The sequence below is a fragment of the Mesorhizobium sp. M7A.F.Ca.MR.176.00.0.0 genome (assembly GCF_004023165.1).
Taxonomy (GTDB): domain Bacteria; phylum Pseudomonadota; class Alphaproteobacteria; order Rhizobiales; family Rhizobiaceae; genus Mesorhizobium.
This window is the reverse complement of the sequence record NZ_RZTC01000023.1, coordinates 1-17,683: the sequence shown is the minus strand read 5'-3', so window position 1 is coordinate 17,683 and position 17,683 is coordinate 1. Positions and strand designations below refer to the sequence as shown.

The window sequence follows — 17,683 nt, the reverse complement described above, 5'->3', positions numbered from 1 at the left end:
ACGGCTGGCTTGCTGAGTTGGCTGAAGGCAGTGCAAAGCACTCGGAGTAGCCCTGTGACGAAGCATCAGGTTGAGCGGCTGGTCGCGGCGACTTTCGAGGGCTGGGGCCAGTGTTTCGGCGATCGCGCGATCGGGCGAGCCTTCAGTGCCAGCTTTTCCGGTCGCAAGGAGCTCTGCCAGATCTCCGTGCCGTCCGTGCCGCAGCTTGTTACCGTGGAGGTCGTTTTGGCGAAGCCAGCGCATATGTTCCGTCCTGGCGATGAAGAGCAGCATGGAAAAATGGAGCCTGGCGGCATCCGTCGGCTGTGGATCGAGAGTATCGACACCTACGCGCTCGGCCGGTTCCTTGATGTGCTGGAGCGGTCTATCCAGTCTCGAACGGCGTGGAGGTGTGGGTGGCCACTGGTTATATAGACATGTGCAAGGCTTCTCCGGCCTCGCATTGATACTGCAGGAGACCTCGAAGCGTGTTTCAGAGGATGTGGCCATCACGGACGAGTTCGTCCATCACCGAGCGCACTGCGCTTTCGGCGATTGCAGCGATCTCTTCGACTTCTGCCTTGGTTGCTATCAACGGCGGAGCAAAGCCCAAAATGTCCCCGTGCGGCATGGCACGAGCGATAAGACCACGGTCACGGGCAGCCTTCGAAATTCTGGCACCAACCTTGAGCGTCGGATCAAAACCTTTGCGTTTGTGCCGATCGGCGACAAATTCGATTGCGCCCATAAGACCGACGCCGCGCACTTCGCCGACGATCGGCAACTGCGCGAATCTTTCCTTCAATTGCGCCTGGAAGAATGCGCCAACGTTGCGAGCATTGCCGGGTAGGTCTTCCTTCTCGACAATGTCGAGAACCGCGTTCGCCGCCGCCGCTCCGATCGGATGACCTGAGTAGGTATAGCCGTGGGAGAATGCACCGACTCTGTCGGCTCCATCTTCCAGAACCTTGTAGACCTTTTCACCGACGATTGCCGCGGAGAGCGGGAAGTAGGCCGACGTCAAACCTTTCGCGATCGTGATCAGATCTGGCTCGATGCCATAGTGCTGGGAGCCGAACATCGAGCCGATCCGGCCGAAACCGGTGATGACTTCATCAGCAATGAGCAGCACATCATGCTTTTTGAGGACCGTCTGTATCGCTTCCCAGTAACCTTCCGGCGGAGGCGTGATGCCGCCCGTGCCGAGCACCGGCTCGCCGATGAAGGCGCCAACATTGTCCGGACCCAGGCGTTCGATCAGCTGATCCAGCTCGGCGGCGCGGCGAACGGAGAATTCGCGCTCGGTCTCGCCCGGGGTCGCACCCCAGTAATGGTGTGGAACACCGGTGTGAACAATCTGCGGGAGCGGCAGATCCATGTGGTCGTGGTAAAAGCTCATGCCGGTCATGGACCCCGACACGACGCTGCAGCCGTGATAACCGCGCTCGCGCGAGATGATCTTTTTCTTGTTCGGCTTGCCCCGAAGATTGTTGTAGTACCAGACCAGTTTGGCCTGCGTCTCGTTGGCGTCCGAGCCGGACATGCCATAAAAAATCTTGCTCATCTTACCTGGCGCCATTTTCACGAGACGGTCAGACAGGATAGCAAGTTCGTCGGTCGTGTGCGCGGCGTAGGAATGGTAATAGGCGAGACGGTGAGCTTGACGGGAGATCGCCTCTGCGACTTCGGTGCGGCCGTAGCCGACGTTAACGCAGTATAGGCCAGCGAAGCCGTCGATAAACTGGTTTCCATGCGCATCCTGGATGCGGATGCCTTTGCCCGTTTCGATGATCGTTGGATCACCAAGCTTGCCGCTAGCGAAATCCCTGAGCTGCGTGAAAGGATGCAGGACAGAGTTCCTGTCCTTCTCGCTTACTTCTTTGATGTTGATAGTCATCAACGCATCCTCTTATGCTGCAAGATTTCCGAAGCAGGTGTATTTGGGTTCTAGATACTCGGTAATGCCATGTTTTGAGCCTTCCCGGCCGAGTCCGGACTGTTTCCATCCGCCAAAGGGGATGGGCGCTCCCGTAAATTTTGGGGTGTTGACCGCCACCATGCCGTATTCGAGCCGGTCGGTGAGCCGCATCGCGCGGTTAAGATCTCGGGTGTAAATATACGCCGCAAGACCCATCTCCGAGTTGTTCGCGCGCGCGAGCACCTCCGCTTCGTTGTCGAAGGGCAGAATTGCAGCCACAGGCCCGAACGTTTCTTCTTTTGCAACCAGCATGTCGTCGGTCACATCGGCGAGCACTGTCGGCATCACGAAGTTCCCACCAAGAGCGGTATGTGCGCCGACTATCATTCGAGCCCCTGCTGAAAGAGCCTCGGAGATCTGCCGCCTGCATTTTTCGGCACCAGATGCCTTGGTCATTGGACCGATGTCGACGTCGATCTCCAATCCGTGTCCGACTTTCAGTTTGCTGGTGGCCTTGCCGAATTCTTCTACGAACCGGTCATAGACTCCCCGCTGAACGTAAATCCTGTTTGCTGCCAAACAGTCCTGGCCGGATGTAGCGAACTTTGCTGCCATGCAGCCTGTCACCGCAGCTTCCATCGGCGCGTCGTCGAAAAGAATGAATGGAGCATTGCCGCCCAGCTCGAGCGAAGCTTTCTTTACAGTCCTTGCGGACTGCTCAAGCAGGGATCGCCCGACCTCGGTCGAGCCCGTAAATGAGAACGCGCGCACATCGGTATGTCCCAACAGCCGCTTTGCAATTGGGGGAGCTTCGCCGGTTATCACCTGAAACACGCCGGCGGGGATTCCTGCGTCTTCGGCAAGACGCGCAAGCGCGAGTGCCGACAAGGGTGTTTCTGGAGCAGGCTTTACAATCATGGTGCAGCCAGCGGCCAACGCCGCTCCGGCCTTTCTTGTGATCATTGCCGATGGAAAGTTCCATGGTGTGATAGCAACGGTCACTCCGATCGGCTGCATCTGCACGGCCAGCCGGCTTCCAATTATATGGCTGGGGATGGTTTCGCCGTATGCTCGCTCGCCCTCCGCTGCAAACCAGTCCAGAAAGCCCGCGGCGTATGAGATTTCGCCGCGAGCCTCCGCGATAGGCTTGCCTTGCTCGGCGGTCATGATGACGGCCAGATCTTCCGCATTTTCGCGCAATCCTGTCGCCCACTTCCGGAGGTATGCGCCCCGTTCTGAAGGAAGCAAGTCGCGCCACCGCAGGAATGCGCTTCGCGCGAAACGAACCGCATTATCTACATCAGACATTTCGCAGGCTGCCACCTGAGCCAGTTCTTCGCTGGTAGCGGGATCGACCACAGCGAGGGTTTCGGGCTTCAAGAGCCAAGCGCCATTCACATACGCGCCTCGTTGCAGCAGGTCCGGGCGTTTGAGGCCCTCCAATGCAGCGGTTGCGGAACCTTTCATCTAAAACTCCGGATGGGCGTTCAATTTCATCAAAATTAGCGCTGTAAAATCGTCGATTGGCAGCGCAGTTGCAGCCTACCAAGCCGTTCTCCTGCGAATAGTGACGTGCAGACGAATTGTTCCGCCTTGCGCGACTGCTGCGTCGCTATTGCTAGAAGAATGGCAGCACAGGTGGTGCGAAAGCGGGCTGAACGGTACTCGCAGGTGTCACCTAATGGAACTTAAAAGCTTTTTCGGGCAGTACTTCCGCATGCCGCCGAACTGAAAGAAGGCGCCCTCCGTCCCTTGCTAGTCTGCGTGCCATTGAATTGCGACGCTCGAATATGCATAGGCCGGCCAGAAGCCCGGCATCGCGAAAGGGGCAAGCGTCCGCCCTGGGACAAACGCGTGCGGTGAACTGCTGAACGACACGATGTTCACCTTGGTCGCACACACCGCTCTTCTCGTCCTATAGGGAGCGCAGACCAGAACAGCGCGCGGGCCTCGCTCGCAGAGCGGATGGCAGCGCCGAAAGAGTTCGGACAAACTTTCAATGCGGTACAGTCGCGCGCTGCTCAACGCGAACCGCTTCGCGCCAGCGAGCATCGCTTCCCCGCCCTTGAGGGCTTCGCGACTACGACTAAGAGCCTCTGCCTTCTCAGCCTGAGAAAACGACGGTCTTGTTCCCATTCAGGATAACGCGGTCCTCAAGGTGTATCCGCATCAGATTGCGTGAGATGTCGTGGCGCTTCGAGAGGGCATGCAGGGTCTCGCCGCCCAGCGGGCACACAGCTCCTCGTCCGACAGATTGAAGGTGTGCTTCAGGATCGCAAGCCCCCCCCATCAGCCACGTCGCCAACGGCGGCATGCCCGGTCCGTCCGAATAAACCGCGCCGAAACGATCATCAGCACCGGCCAGTCGATCGCCTGCGCCAGCCGCACCAGCTCATGCTTCATGTTGATGATCTGATCGAGCCTGGAGCGGAACAGATCCTGCTCTCGCGTCTCGCGCTTCTCGCGTGGCCTGGACACCGCCGTCCCCTCGATTCGCCTCGCCTAAACGAGTGAATCACGCATTGGCGCACAATGGAATCGGCAAATCGAATTGCAAGAAAGCAAGAAAGCAGCGGCCAAACACTGCAACTCCTGCAATGCCTAACTAATCCACAATCTTCCTCAATCAGCGAGCCGCCTTGCCGATAGTTCACGGGCGACGTCGTAAGGAACTGGCCGGGGGGCTCCGCTTATGCGGTTACGCGGTCTGGAACGCTACAACTCGCCGCCGCTGCGCCGGCACCACCGAAATACCGAGGTTTGGGAAGGGCAACCGCTAAATTGTCGTCGGCTTTAAGTCAGACCGCCCGACGGACTGCATTGTATGGCCTGCTGCCGGTTTTTCGGACACGAGGTTAAGCTAGCATAGCTTGTTCCTCGAACTCGACTGGGCTCAGGTAGCCTAGCGTCGAGTGCCTTCGCCGAGGGTTATAGAAGCGCTCGATGTAATCGAACACATCCGCCCTGGCGTCATCCCTCGTTCTGTAGACCTTGCGGGCTATCCGCTCGGTCTTGAGCGACGAGAAGAAGCTCTCCATCGCAGCGTTGTTCCAGACGTTGCCCGACCGGCTCATTAGGCCATCAGTCGCTGGAACTGCTCGCTCGTATATTGCGATCCTTGGTCGGAGTGGTGCAGCAGGCTGTCCGGCTTGCCTCTCCTCCAGATCGCCATGATGAGAGCGTCGGTGACGAGCTGCGCCGTCATCTCGGCCTTCATCGCCCAGCCGACGACACGCCTGGAGAACAGATCAACGACGGCGGCAACGTAGAGCCATCCTTCGGCGGTCCAGATGTAGGTGAAGTCCGCAATCCACTTCTGGTTCGGGGCCGATGCCTCGAAGGCGCGGTCGAGTAGGTTCTCCGACACCGCCGCTCGCTCTCTGGTGTCCTTCGGCAGTCCGCGGCGCCGAGGCCGGACCCGCAGCCGTTCTCCCGCATCAGCCGTTCGATGCGATGCAGTCCGCAGGAAAGTCCCTCTGCCAGAACGTCGTGCCAGACCCGACGCGCGCCGTAAGTGCGGTCGCTGCTCTTGAAGCTTCGGTCGATCCTGGAAACGAGGATCTCGTCATGCCGGGAGCGAACGCTGGGGCTGCGGTTGAGCCAGGCATGGAAGCCCGAGCGGGACACATCCAGCGCACACTGCACAGCCATGCCACCGGCCAGATGCCCCGGTGCCTCGCGATGAAAGCGAACCTCATGTCACTTCCCTCGCGAAGTAGGCTGCGGCCTTTTTTAGGATGTCGCGCTCCGCCTTCAGCTTCGCGACTTCCTTGCGCAGCCGGTCAATCTCCAACTGCTCGGGCTTCATCTGTCCGTGGCCGGGAAAGGCATGCTGCGGATCGGCCGATAGATCGCGCACCCATTTGCGCAGCACATTCTCATGGAGATCGAGGTCGCGGGCCGCCTGGGTCACCACGACGCCCCGATCCTTCACCAGCCTCACTGCCTCAAGCTTGAACTCGCGGCTGAACTTCCTTCTCTGCATTTCCACTCTCCAGTTCCGTTAAACACCTTATCTCGGTGTCCACGAAACCGGCAGCAGGCCAGTACTCTGCACGTTACGTGCGCCCTCAGCGGAGGAACGCCGATTTCCTGCGTTTGCCGAAGGATAATTCGTTCAAAGCGGCCGCTGACGCTGCTAGCTTCATAGCGCGGTTCTTGATTGTCGGAGCCATGTGAGGCCGCCCAAGCTCAGCACTACAGGCCGCCTGTTTCGAAGAATGTCTTCCGGCTTTTGTGCATTGTTCAACGCGATTATGAAAGCAAAGTAAATGGAAATTGAACGGGATTCGCAGATGACACTCAATGCCCCTCTTACTGAAGCTGACGTCGCATGCGACATGGGCTACGTGTCGATGAAGGACGGAACGCGCATTGCCTACATTTCGTATTATCCGAAATCTGGCCGCTATCCGAGCGTCTTCTGGTACTCCCCATACACAGCGGGCTTTGCACCTTTCGAAGTCGCGAAACCGTTTCTAAACGCCGGCTACGCTTTCGTCGGGGCCAACTTCCCAGCGACGGGCTGTTCGGAAGGCATCATCGACTATTGGTTTGACCGAAAGGAAGGGATTTATGGTGCCGAAATAGTCGAATGGATTGCTGAAGAGCCCTGGAGCGACGGCAACATTGGAATGGTCGGCAATTCATCTGCGGGCACGGTTCAATTCTGGGTCGCAGCAGAACGACCGCCTCATTTGAGAGCCATTGTGGCGAGCGGCGTCTTAGACGGCTACGACGATTGGATTTCCTTAGGCGGAATGCTGCAGCTCTCCACATTGCGATGGTCTCTCGACAGTGAGTTCGTTTCCCAGGTTGAGGGAGTGGAGGGGCGAATCAGCGCGGGGGATACCGAATGTGTCCGAATTCGTGGAGGCGACCGACAACTCGTCAAACATTCATTCTTTGATGAGATCAGAAAGCGCCCACTAAAGGATGAATGGTGGGACTCGATCTGTTTGGCTCGCGACGAGGTTGCCGGCAAGGTTGCTGTCCCCACAATGATTATTGGTGCGTGGCAGGACCGCTGTGCAGTCAGGGAAAGCACTCGGCTATTTACTCAGCTGATGCCGAACTTGGAGCACCAGAAACTTGTCCTTATGAACGGCGATCACGGTATCGCCGGTCCGGGACCCCGTGAGTATAGCATTGTAAGCGACGAGCGTATGAAATTTCTGGATCGCTGGGTAAAGAGGGTTGACAATGGTATAGAACACGAATTGCCGGTAACTATCTATTGGGAAGTTTGGGAGCCCGGTGGAGATCCCAAGAAGTCCGTTGCGGGTTGGGTAACACAGCACAACGGTTGGCCAGAATCTTCAGTGGAGCGTCGCCCGTACTTTCTGACGGCCGATGCCAAGATATCGCCTGACAAACCTGATGCTCGTCCCAATCACGGCTCGCGCGCCTACCTCTATCCGTCTGGAGCAGAACTCTATGGAAACAATCAGCAATTCGCCATCCAGCCCAACAAGGAAGGTGTGTTGAACTACCGCACGGCTGTAGCGCTCTCCGAGATGACACTATTGGGGAACCCGGAAGTTACACTCTATCTCAGCATCGACAATGGAGATGATGCAGACTTGGAACTAACTTTGAAGGATGTCGATTCGGAAGGAAACGTGCTCTTCCTTCAATCAGGCCTGCTGCGCGCGTCACTACGCGCAGTCGATGAAAAGCGGAGCTATTCTGACGAAGTCGTTCATATTTTTCGCGAAACCCAGAAACTCACGCCGGGGCAAATTTATGAGATGCGAATGTCGCTGTTGTCGCCAATCGCTCATGTAGTGCGACGAGGCCACAGTCTTGAGCTAACCATCGGCGCTCCCAATCCCATCTCCAAGCCGTCCATCGGCAGCATTCCAGCTGGCGCTGCATCCATTAACAGGGTCTATCACTCGGAGACATATCCTTCGAGAATCCTCCTTCCCATCATGCCGGGGGCGAAAGCGCAAGCGCCCGCACCTGAATGGGGCACCCAGCGAGCTCAGCCTTATCGAAAAGGATCTGTGTTTGTCACCGGCGGATTGCCAATTCGTTGAGCTTCAGCTCAGACATCACCCGCCAAACTCCGACCCGGGCAGGCATAGTTCGCCCAAGGTAGGGTGACCAAATAAGATAGGGTTGTAGAGACCGTCGTCGTAGTGCTGTTTGCCAGGATTGGCACGCCGTTACCTGTGCGCGCGATGCCACCAACTCCGCGTCCGGAATGCCATCTGGCCCGAGGGGGCGCATCAACAAACTGGGGCCAAGCCGGTGCGTCGGTCTTTAGCCCGCGCTGGCGGGGACCCCCAGATGCGCAGCGACATCGCTATGGGGGGCACCCTCTGATGCCGGGCCGTTAAGGCCACAATGCGAAAATAATGGTGTTTGGCGTCGCATGCTCTCCACGCATTGTAGTTTCCCGATCCCCACTCGCAAGCTGGCCGCGTGCTCACCATGGGAGTCGTGGTGCTCCTCCGGACCAAGAACGGCCAAAGTAGTGCGAAAACTTCGCCACGGCATGCACATAGGAGCGCAGCGTGGCCGGCGACAGATTACGGATCGTGATATCCTCGATCATGCGCCGGGCGAAGCGGGCTCAACTCGGCCATCTTATTGCTCCTATTCTCAAGATTGCGCTTTAACCTTAACAGCCGCAATCCTTCAAAACAGAAGCTTCACCCGCAAGCCGAACCGCCAAATGTGATGGAGGTGAACGCTAGTGAAGCCAAGGGTGTTGCCGCGAGGTGGTGTCTGAAGGAAGCGTGGAGCGCGATCTGGCGAACAGAAACCGGATGTGAGGCACCCCGGGCCGGACGAGCGGGCAACATATCGCGAAGTCCATATCATCAAGGGGCAGGGCTGTAGATCCGGCAGGTGCGCGGGAAAGGTGATTGAACTTACCTGGGAGGCCTGCGTCATGTTCCGACTTCGGAACTGAGGGAACCGCTTATGCGATCAAGCTGCGACCAAGCCACAAAAAACTTTAGGCCGTGAACTCATAAATGAGGGATGACCGAGAGACGAATGGATTGGGACTTGCGTTTGTGCCTTTGTGTACGCGGCGCGATCATCTAGGTTCCCAACATGGGCCTCCCTTTCTCCTACGTTCTGACTAGCAACGGCCGGCTCAATATCCGGATCGTCACCTACTGGCCGAGAACTACCTCGCCGCACTGAAACTTGTCGCAATTCGCATCTGGCTACGCGGTTATGAGTCTACGTCCTGGTATACCCGCTCGGCATAAGTTCGGCGGTCGGCATAGGGTAGTGTGCTGAGGGTTCTGCAAATTCGCTGAGAGAGGGCGGTCATGGCAGGCTGGTGATTGTTAACGTCACCGATTCCCGCGAAGGAACGCCACCATGACCAAGATTGAAAGTAAGACCGCCAGCGCTGCCGTCAAAGACATTCTGCTTTCGGACCCGGATGGATTGCACGAAGTGATCCGTGCGGTGATGCAGGAGGTGCTCGAGGCCGAGATGGACGAGGCGCTGGGGGCTTCGAAGAGCGAGCGCACACCTGAGCGGCTCGGCTACCGCTCGGGTTATTACGGCCGCACCCTTGTCACGCGGGTCGGCAAGCTTGAGCTGCGGGTTCCGCAGGACCGGGCCGGCCGCTTCTCGACCGAGCTTTTCGAGCGTTACCAGCGTTCCGAGCGGGCCTTGGTGGCGACGCTTGCGGAGATGTATGTGCAGGGCGTGTCGACCAGGAAGGTCAAGGCGATCACCGAAGAGCTGTGCGGCCATGCGTTCTCGGCCTCGTCGATCTCGGCCATCAACAAGCGGCTGGACGAGAGCCTCGCTGCCTTTGCCAGGCGCCCCCTTCAAGAGCCGTTTCCTTACCTCATCCTCGATGCGCGCTATGAGAAGGTGCGTGAGGCCGGCGTCGTCATGAGCCAGGCGGTGCTGATCGCTGTCGGCATCGATTGGGACGGCCGGCGCCAGATCTTGGCCGTCGAGATGGCTAATCGCGAAAGCCGCTCGGCCTGGAGGGACTTCCTTGTCGCGCTGAAGGCGCGCGGGCTCAGGGGCGTCGAACTGGTCGTGTCCGACGATCATGCCAGCCTGGTGGCGGCGATCGGCGGGGTGATCCCCGAAGCCGCCTGGCAGCGCTGCTACGTGCCTCAGGAACGCGCTCGATCACCTGCCGAGAAATCGTGGCGATGATTGCCTGCAGGAGTTGCGCTGGCTCTATGACCGGCGCGATCTCGCCGAGGCCAAGGCCGATCTCGCCGCATGGCTTGCCAAATGGTCGGGCCGCTATCCGCGACTGACGAGCTGGGTAGAGGAGACCATCGAATGCACGCTGACCTTCTTTTGCCTGCCGCGCCAGCACCACAAGCACCTGAAGTCCACCAACATGCTGGAACGCCTCAACGAGGAAATCCGCCGGCGCACCTATGTCGTGCGCATCTTCCCGAACGCCGAAAGCTGCCTGCGCCTGGTCAGGGCGCTGGCCGTCGAAACCAACGAAAACTGGATGGAGGCCAACCGCTACATCAACATGGATGACCTGCGCGAGCACAAGAAGCTTGCTTTGCGCCAAGCCGCATGACCAGCATCGTGGCCGCCCCCAATTTGCAGAACTTGACGCACACAACCCGGCATAGACCGCCAAGGTTAATCAGGTTGATCCGCACGCCTGACTTTACCAGACATCGAGCGCATCGCCAATGGCTGGCCCAACTGCAACATCGACGCCTCATGGGCCTGAGCTGCCCGCTTTCGATCGATCGCGGATCCTTGTCACTAGAAACGAAACCGGGGAAGCCCATCACCATATCCGGGACGAACTCTCAACCGCAATCACCAAGAGCGAACCGCATCAGCGGCGCGCTCAAAGTCACCCAATCGCACTTATCCAGTTTGACCCATCTCGCTTCTAGATAACAACATTATACAAACTATAATTGACGTAATCCGGCCGGCCGTTGATTATCAACGAAAGCGAGTAGAGTTCGCTTGTCCCGCCATAATAGAATTCATCCCGCCATAATGGAAAAGGAAGCCTCGTCAGAATCGAAAGAAAAGGGAGGGATTGCCGATTCATTCAGTTGCCAGTTCTGCGTGAAACGCACGTGGTCCAGCTTGAGAAGGCACTGGCCGAGCTATCCGGGACACATTGAGGGCGTTCGGTGAAACGAGGGGTAGCTTTAGTGGGTCGGACATCACACAGAATAAACGACGCGCCGGTCTTGCAGGTGTCGGACCTGCGGATTGTTTTTAGGACCCGCGGAACCACGATCCACGCCGTTAACGGCGTCAGCTTTGAACTTAATCCCGGCGAACTGCTTGGCGTCGTCGGTGAAAGCGGCTCTGGCAAGAGCGTTACGATGATGTCGCTCATGAAGCTCCTGCCAACGCCGCCTGCCGAAATCGTGTCTGGAAGGGTGCGTCTCGGGGACCGGGATCTTTTGTCGCTTAACCCGAGCGAAATGCGAAATGTCCGCGGCGGCGAGGTTGGGTTCATCTTCCAGGACCCGATGACATCGCTCAACCCGGTCTTCACGGTAGGCTACCAGTTGATGGAGCCGTTGCGCAAGCATTTCGGTCTCAGCCGTAGCGAGGCGCGCAAGCGTGCGATCGAGCTTCTCTCGCGGGTCGGCATTCCCTCGCCGCAGGACAGGATAGACGACTATCCGCACCAGTTCTCCGGTGGGATGCGCCAGCGGGTGATGATCGCCATTGCGTTAGCCTGTGACCCAAAGGTGCTTATCGCCGATGAGCCGACGACCGCCCTCGACGTGACGATTCAGGCCCAGATCCTGGACCTCATGCAGAAGCTGCGCCAGGAAATCGGCATGAGCATCATCTGGATCACACATGATCTCGGTGTGGTAGCCGGGATCGCCGATCGGGTGATGGTCATGTATGGCGGACTTGTTGTCGAATGCGCCGCTGTCAACGATCTCTACGCAAATCCCAGTCATCCGTATACGCGCGCGCTTCTGGAAACCTTGCCGCGGGCCAATATGTCGGGGCAGGAGCGACTGAAGAGCGTTGGCGGCCAGCCGCCCCATCTCACCGTCTTTCCGACTAGCTGTCCCTTTGCGCCCAGATGTCCGCATGCTTTCGACCGGTGTCTCAGCGAAAGGCCGCCGCTGATGCCTGTTAGCCAAGCTCACGATGCGGCGTGCTGGTGGGACGTAACCAGGGGGAGGCCGCGCGATGATTTCTGAGCCCAGCATCCTCGCCAGAGATGGACAGGCCGGCGACGACGACGTCCTTCTCCGTATCAGTAACCTGACCTTGCATTTCCCGACCTATCGGGGTGTCTTCGGGCGGCAGGCAGGCAGCATCAGAGCGGTGGACGGCGTGAATTTGGAAGTCAGGCGAGGCCGAACGCTGGGCCTGGTTGGCGAGAGCGGCTGCGGCAAGACGACGACGGGGCGCGTTATCCTGCGCCTTTACGACCCCACCGGCGGCCGCATCGAATTTGATGGACAAGACATCACGCACATCGGGGGCAACAAGCTGCGCCGCATGCGCGCGCGCATGCAGATGATCTTCCAGGATCCGCAGGCCTGCCTCAATCCGCGCATGACCGTCGGCTCGATCATCGCTGAACCGCTCAATGAGCACGCTGTGCTAAAAGGCACGGAAAAGGAGAGGCGAATCCGCGAGTTGCTCGATTCAGTGGGCCTCAACCCGAAATTCGCCAACCGCTACCCGCATGAATTCTCCGGCGGCCAGCGCCAACGCATTGGCATCGCCCGGGCGCTCGCACTCAATCCGGACTTCATTGTCTGCGACGAGCCGATCTCCGCCTTGGATGTCTCCATCCAAGCTCAGGTGGTCAATCTCCTCAAAGACATCCAGGAGCAGTTCTCGCTGACATACCTCTTTATCAGTCACGACCTTTCAATGGTTCGTCACCTCTGTGACGATGTCGCGGTGATGTATCTGGGCAAGGTGATGGAACTCGCACCGCGCGACCTCATCTACAAAGACCCAATGCATCCCTACACGAAAGCATTGCTCTCTGCGGTCCCGGTGCCGGATCCAAGGGTAGAGCGAGCTCGGCAGCGCATCGTCCTCAAGGGCGATGTACCGAGCCCGGCCAATCCGCCTTCGGGGTGTCGATTTCGCACCCGCTGCCCGGTCGCGTTCGACAGGTGCGCGGTAGAGCAACCGGCTTGGCGAAAGCTGGCCGGAGAGCGCTGGGTCGCTTGCCACAGGGCCGAGTGAAGCAGTGGAAGCGAGGTCCCTCGCAGAAAGGTTTCACTAACGCGTCCGTGATTCACCACGAGGACGGATTTAGGCGTGGGGCAAAAGGCCAGAATAAGCCAGGCCGAGGTTAAAAAAAGAGGAGAACAACAGAATGTTAAGATTAAAATCACTTCTAGCAGGGGGGATGGTAGCGACCCTAGCCGCATCGTCTGCATTTGCCGGACGCGGCACAGACGGCGCCGTCAAGATCCTGAATTGGCAGGCGCCGTCGATGATGAACTCTTACCTCGCGCAAGGCGACAAGGAGACCATTCCTGCCTCGCTAGTGCTTGAGCCGCTAGCCGGTTATGACGAGAATGGTGAGCTTTTCCCGCGGCTTGCCGCGGAGATCCCGACCGTCGAAAACGGCGGCGTCGCCAAGGACCTCAAGTCGATCACCTGGAAGCTGAGGCCAGGCCTCAAATGGTCCGACGGTTCGCCGGTCACCTCGAAGGACGTGGTTTTCACCGCCAACTACTGTATGGACCCAAAGGTTGGCTGCTCAACAGCTAGATTCCAGGGTGTCGACAAGGTCGAGGCGCTGGATGATCTGACCGTTAAAGTGACGTTCAAGGAGCCGACGGGAGTCCCCTATACCCTCTTTGTCGGGAAGGCGTCTCCGATTATCCAGGCCAACCAGTTCGCCGACTGCCTCGGCGCAAAGGCCCAGACCTGCACCGAAGCCAATTTCTATCCGGTCGGCACCGGGCCGTTTGTCGTCACCAGTTTCAAGCCGAATGACGCGATCCAGCTAAAGGCCAACCCGAACTACCGCGATCCGAACAAGCCCGCTTTCGCCGAGGTCGACATCAAGGGCGGCGGCGATGCGCTCGGGGCGGCCCGTGCCGTGCTGCAGACGGGCGAATATGACTACGCCATAAACTTGCAGCTCGCTCCGGACGTGCTAAGCGAGATGGAGAAAGGGGACAAGGGCAAGGTGGCGGTGGCCTTCGGGGCGCAAGTCGAATTCCTCTTCATGAACCTAACCGATCCCTCGCCCAGCCTCCCGCCGGAGGAGCGTTCGACAGCCAAACATCCACACCCGATTCTCAGCGACGTTCGCGTGCGCAAGGCTCTGTCGATGGCGCTAGACCGCGTGAGGTTGAGCGAGATCGGCTACGGCTCCATGGGCAAGCCCACCTGCGACTTCGTTCCGGCGCCGCCGACCTTCGCCGCCGGCAGTACGGGCTGCCTGGAGCAGGACATCCCGGACGCCAAAAGGCTTCTTGACGAGGCGGGCTGGAAGCAGGGGCCCGATGGCATCCGGGAGAAGGACGGCGAAAAGCTGAACCTCACTTTCGTGACCACGACCAACGCCGTGCGCAACCAGTTCCAGGCGATCATCAAGCAGTGGTGGCACGAGATAGGCGTTGAGGTAGAGCTCAAGAGCGTCGACGCTTCGGTCTTCTTCGGCAGCGATCCGAGCAATCCGGAAACGTACACGAACTTCTACGCCGACGCCCAGATGTGGGCCGACTACTTTGACGGTACCGATCCCGGCGCATATGTCGAAGCCTACACCTGTAGCCGGGTTCCGCAGCCGGGCTCTCCAGGCACGAACACCCCGCGCTACTGCGACACGAACTACGACGCGCTCGTGACAGAACTCGGCAAGACCGCTGATATCCAGAAGCGCGGCGAGATAGTCAAAAAACTCGATACCATTCTAACGGACAGTTACGCGATCATGCCACTGGTCTGGCGCGGAGTCGTCTCGGCGATTTCCAATACGCTGGGCGGCACTATCCCGAACGCTTGGGATTCCGAGTTGGGGAACGCTCAGGACTGGTATCGCAAAAAATGAGAGCCTGCGTGTTCTTGTAAGGGTGCTCGGCTTCCATTTCCACACCGGCCGCGGGCACTATTTCCGCGGCCGGCAGCAATAGGTACGGCGCATGCTCAACTATGCCATCCGACGACTGCTTATCGCGATCCCGACCCTGTTATTAATAAGCCTCGTGATCTTCTCGCTGCTCAAAATGGCGCCTGGCGATCCGTTATCGCAGTTGCCCCCTTCCCTTCCGCCTGAAGTGCGCACAAAGATGCGCGCCGCTCTTGGCATCGACGGGCCGCTGTTCGTCCAGTATCTTCTTTGGCTGAAGCAGTTCTTCGTAATCGAGCCGTTGCATGGCTTCGACGTTCTTTTCGGAACGCACTTTTCGGACGGTGTACAGCGCATCATCTCCTGGCAATCGCGCGGCCCGGTCTTCAGCATTATCGCCGAACGCCTTCCTCAAACCTTGGTAGTCGTCGGCCTCGCCTATATCGTCGGTGTGCTGATTGCTCTGCCGATCGGCATCGTCTCGGCCTACAAGCAATATTCTGTGTTCGATCAGATCGGCACTTTCTTTTCGATGTTCGGCCTTGCCGTACCGTCTTTCTTCTCGGGCGTTCTGGCGATTCTGATCTTCGCCGTGTATCTCGACTGGCTTCCGACGATCTACAACACCAATCTCGTCGTGGACAACTGGGGCAGTTTTCTCGAGCAACTCCGGCAAATGGCCATGCCGGTGATGGTGCTAGCTGTTCAGACCACGGCTTACATCAGCCGCTATCTGCGGTCGTCAATGCTCGACAATCTCGGCCAGGACTACGTCCGCACGGCTCGTGCCAAGGGAATGGGAGAGCATGTGGTCGTTTTCATCCATGTGTTGCGCAATTCGATGATCCCGGTGGTCACTATCATCGCGCTCGGGCTGCCAAGCATCTTCGGCGGCGCCATCGTCACCGAGCAGATATTCAAGGTCAACGGAATCGGCGAGCTCCTGATTACCGCCATCTCCGCCAACGACGTGCCGATGGTGCAGACATTGGCCTTCATCTTCGCTGTGCTGATCGTCGTCTTCAACCTGATTGCCGATCTGCTCTACGGCGTACTCGATCCCAGGATTCGCTATGACTAATCTGCTTAGCTACCACGAGCCGAAAGAAGTTGCCGAGGCGTTTGTTTTGCAAACGCCAACTACCGATCCCGTCGCCGACGTGGACCCTGTGTTGATCGAGGCACCGTCGCGCAATCAGCGGTGGGACGTCTGGGACCAGTTCAAGACCCACAAGGGCGCGCTCGCCGGGGCGGCCGTCTTCTTCCTGATTGTCGTAGGTGTCCTCTTCGTCCCCTTCGTTTGGCGCGTAAGCCCTACCTATATCGACTTCACGACTATGAACGCGGGACCAAGCTGGGGCCATCCGTTGGGCACTGACCAGCTTGGGCGCGATTTACTGGCGCGGATGATGACAGGCGGTCGCATATCGATCGCCGTCGGCCTGACGGCGATGGTCATCTCTATTTGTATCGGCACGCTTGTCGGTGTCCTTACCGGTTACTTCAAATCCCTTGATGGGCCGCTGATGCGGCTCACCGAACTCTGTTTGTCATTGCCGGTGCTCCCATTGCTATTAGTCGCAGTGATGCTGTTCCGCGATGCGGTGGCAAGCGTTCTCGGACCCGATCTGGGGAGTTTCATCCTAATCGTGTCGATCATCGGCGTGATGAGCTGGATGGGCACGGCGCGCATCGTGCGGGGCGAGGTGTTGGCCGTAAAGCAGCGCGAATTCGTATTGGCTTCGCGCAGCATCGGCACCCCGCCGCATCGGATCATCTTTCGGCATGTGCTGCCCAACGTCATGTCGCCGATCATTGTCTCGGCCACTCTCGGCATCGCCGACGCCATTATCACGGAAAGCGTGCTGTCGTTTCTCGGTTTAGGCTTTCCGCCAGATTTCCCGACCTGGGGGCGGCTGCTCTATGACGGGATGGGACAGATGCAGGTTTACCCGCAACTAGTGCTGTGGCCGGGGATTGCGATTTCGCTCACAGTCCTCAGCGTCGCTTATATCGGCGACGGCCTCAGAGATGCGCTCGATCCACGACTGCGGCGATGAAGCACGTTCGTGAGTCCTTCGGTATGTCAGACGGCTTGATTGGTCCATTCTTCACACCGGCGAAACTGGAATTCAGGACTCAGCATCGTCTCCGAGAGACCTTTGACGGCGGCAAGTGCCTCCATCTGCATTGGCGAACTCGTTGGCAAGTGACGTATTGTTGGCCAGGCGGCTAACGCATTTGGAACAACCCGAGCGAAACGAAATGCAGATCGAAGATGTCTTGTTAGCGCCTGGCAAGGGCGCATTTTTCTATGACAATCAGGCTGCTATCTGCGTCGGGCTTGTCCTGGCCGATGGCTTCGCTGTCTGGGGTGACATTATAAGCATCCAGTATTCTGGTCCGGCGGACGCGTTCCTCTGTTCGACACCAACCAATTCTCAGACTTAACCTCACGCGTAAAACTCTGGGCATCGGCGCCCAGTGCCTTGGTGGCCTTGATGACAGTGGTTGGCGTCAAGGTTGCGACCTATCGTACGCATACGACGAAGGCCGCATGATTAGCACGCGCGCGTGGCCGCGGCGGGCTCTATGATGGACTTGCGTGAAGGTCAGGCGGCCTGCTGATCGGCGGGCTTGTCGGCTTCGCGCAGGCGGTTCCATTGTCAGGGCAGTAGTTCGTGCAGACGCGAGGCGGGAAGATCGGCAATGCGGCCACGACGTCGGCGAGCCAGGCTTTCGGGTCGACGTCGTTGAGGCGTGCCGTGGTGATG

The 17,683-nt window shown here is 58.6% G+C and carries 9 protein-coding genes and 5 pseudogenes; 8 read left to right on the top strand and 6 right to left on the bottom strand.

The window, feature by feature from the left end; all coding sequences use genetic code 11:
* Positions 1-54: 54 nt before the first annotated feature.
* Positions 55-414: a hypothetical protein gene (locus EOB59_RS10455; RefSeq protein ID WP_128288316.1), complete on the top strand. Its 360-nt coding sequence runs from the start codon at positions 55-57 to the stop codon at positions 412-414.
* A gap of 58 nt (positions 415-472) precedes the next feature.
* Here the strand turns inward: EOB59_RS10455 and EOB59_RS10450 are convergent, their stop codons facing one another.
* From EOB59_RS10450 to EOB59_RS10430, 4 genes and pseudogenes are all read right to left on the bottom strand, one after another.
* A complete protein-coding gene (locus EOB59_RS10450; protein ID WP_128288315.1) occupies positions 473-1,876 on the bottom strand; it encodes an aspartate aminotransferase family protein in 1,404 nt (467 codons plus the stop codon).
* A 12-nt stretch (positions 1,877-1,888) separates the two neighbouring features.
* A complete protein-coding gene (locus EOB59_RS10445) occupies positions 1,889-3,364 on the bottom strand; it encodes an NAD-dependent succinate-semialdehyde dehydrogenase (RefSeq protein WP_128288314.1) in 1,476 nt (491 codons plus the stop codon).
* A 756-nt stretch (positions 3,365-4,120) separates the two neighbouring features.
* Positions 4,121-4,375, bottom strand: a pseudogene (locus tag EOB59_RS10435) (IS5/IS1182 family transposase); the annotation flags it as partial.
* Positions 4,376-4,752: 377 nt separating this feature from the next.
* Positions 4,753-5,882: pseudogene (locus EOB59_RS10430) on the bottom strand (IS3 family transposase).
* Positions 5,883-6,192: 310 nt separating this feature from the next.
* On the opposite strand from EOB59_RS10430, the gene EOB59_RS10425 reads away from it, so the two are divergent.
* On the top strand, positions 6,193-7,938 hold the full coding sequence (locus EOB59_RS10425) for a CocE/NonD family hydrolase (RefSeq protein ID WP_128288313.1): 1,746 nt from the start codon (positions 6,193-6,195) through the stop codon (positions 7,936-7,938).
* A 425-nt stretch (positions 7,939-8,363) separates the two neighbouring features.
* Here EOB59_RS10425 and EOB59_RS36120 read toward each other — a convergent pair.
* Positions 8,364-8,490 (bottom strand): annotated as a pseudogene (locus tag EOB59_RS36120) (integrase); the annotation flags it as partial.
* 751 nt (positions 8,491-9,241) lie between these two features.
* Between EOB59_RS36120 and EOB59_RS10415 the strand changes: the two are divergent.
* The 6 genes and pseudogenes from EOB59_RS10415 (at position 9,242) to EOB59_RS10390 (ending at position 16,969) form a co-directional block, all read left to right on the top strand.
* Positions 9,242-10,433 (top strand): annotated as a pseudogene (locus EOB59_RS10415) (IS256 family transposase).
* A 646-nt stretch (positions 10,434-11,079) separates the two neighbouring features.
* Entirely contained in the window at positions 11,080-12,057 is a 978-nt protein-coding gene (locus tag EOB59_RS10410) for an ABC transporter ATP-binding protein (RefSeq protein ID WP_245486589.1), read from the top strand.
* Positions 12,047-13,066: an ABC transporter ATP-binding protein gene (locus tag EOB59_RS10405; protein WP_128288312.1), complete on the top strand. Its 1,020-nt coding sequence runs from the start codon at positions 12,047-12,049 to the stop codon at positions 13,064-13,066. Before EOB59_RS10410 ends, EOB59_RS10405 begins: the two co-directional genes overlap by 11 nt.
* Before the next feature lie 166 nt (positions 13,067-13,232).
* Complete coding sequence (locus EOB59_RS10400; protein WP_245486583.1) at positions 13,233-14,891, top strand: peptide ABC transporter substrate-binding protein; 1,659 nt, start codon at positions 13,233-13,235, stop codon at positions 14,889-14,891.
* A 91-nt stretch (positions 14,892-14,982) separates the two neighbouring features.
* The gene (locus EOB59_RS10395; RefSeq protein ID WP_128288310.1) at positions 14,983-15,990 is read left to right on the top strand and encodes an ABC transporter permease; all 1,008 of its coding nucleotides are present in this window, start codon (positions 14,983-14,985) and stop codon (positions 15,988-15,990) included.
* A complete protein-coding gene (locus EOB59_RS10390; RefSeq protein ID WP_128288309.1) occupies positions 15,983-16,969 on the top strand; it encodes an ABC transporter permease in 987 nt (328 codons plus the stop codon). Before EOB59_RS10395 ends, EOB59_RS10390 begins: the two co-directional genes overlap by 8 nt.
* Before the next feature lie 606 nt (positions 16,970-17,575).
* On the opposite strand, the pseudogene EOB59_RS10380 reads toward EOB59_RS10390, so the two are convergent.
* A pseudogene (locus EOB59_RS10380) lies at positions 17,576-17,683 on the bottom strand (transposase domain-containing protein); the annotation flags it as partial.

Coding starts and splice junctions, on each gene's coding strand:
- EOB59_RS10450 (WP_128288315.1), bottom strand. CDS start 1,876: ATGACTATCAACATCAAAGAAGTAAGCGAGAAGGACAGGAACTCTGTC.
- EOB59_RS10445 (WP_128288314.1), bottom strand. CDS start 3,364: ATGAAAGGTTCCGCAACCGCTGCATTGGAGGGCCTCAAACGCCCGGAC.
- EOB59_RS10425 (WP_128288313.1), top strand. CDS start 6,193: ATGACACTCAATGCCCCTCTTACTGAAGCTGACGTCGCATGCGACATG.
- EOB59_RS10405 (WP_128288312.1), top strand. CDS start 12,047: ATGATTTCTGAGCCCAGCATCCTCGCCAGAGATGGACAGGCCGGCGAC.
- EOB59_RS10400 (WP_245486583.1), top strand. CDS start 13,233: ATGGTAGCGACCCTAGCCGCATCGTCTGCATTTGCCGGACGCGGCACA.
- EOB59_RS10395 (WP_128288310.1), top strand. CDS start 14,983: ATGCTCAACTATGCCATCCGACGACTGCTTATCGCGATCCCGACCCTG.
- EOB59_RS10390 (WP_128288309.1), top strand. CDS start 15,983: ATGACTAATCTGCTTAGCTACCACGAGCCGAAAGAAGTTGCCGAGGCG.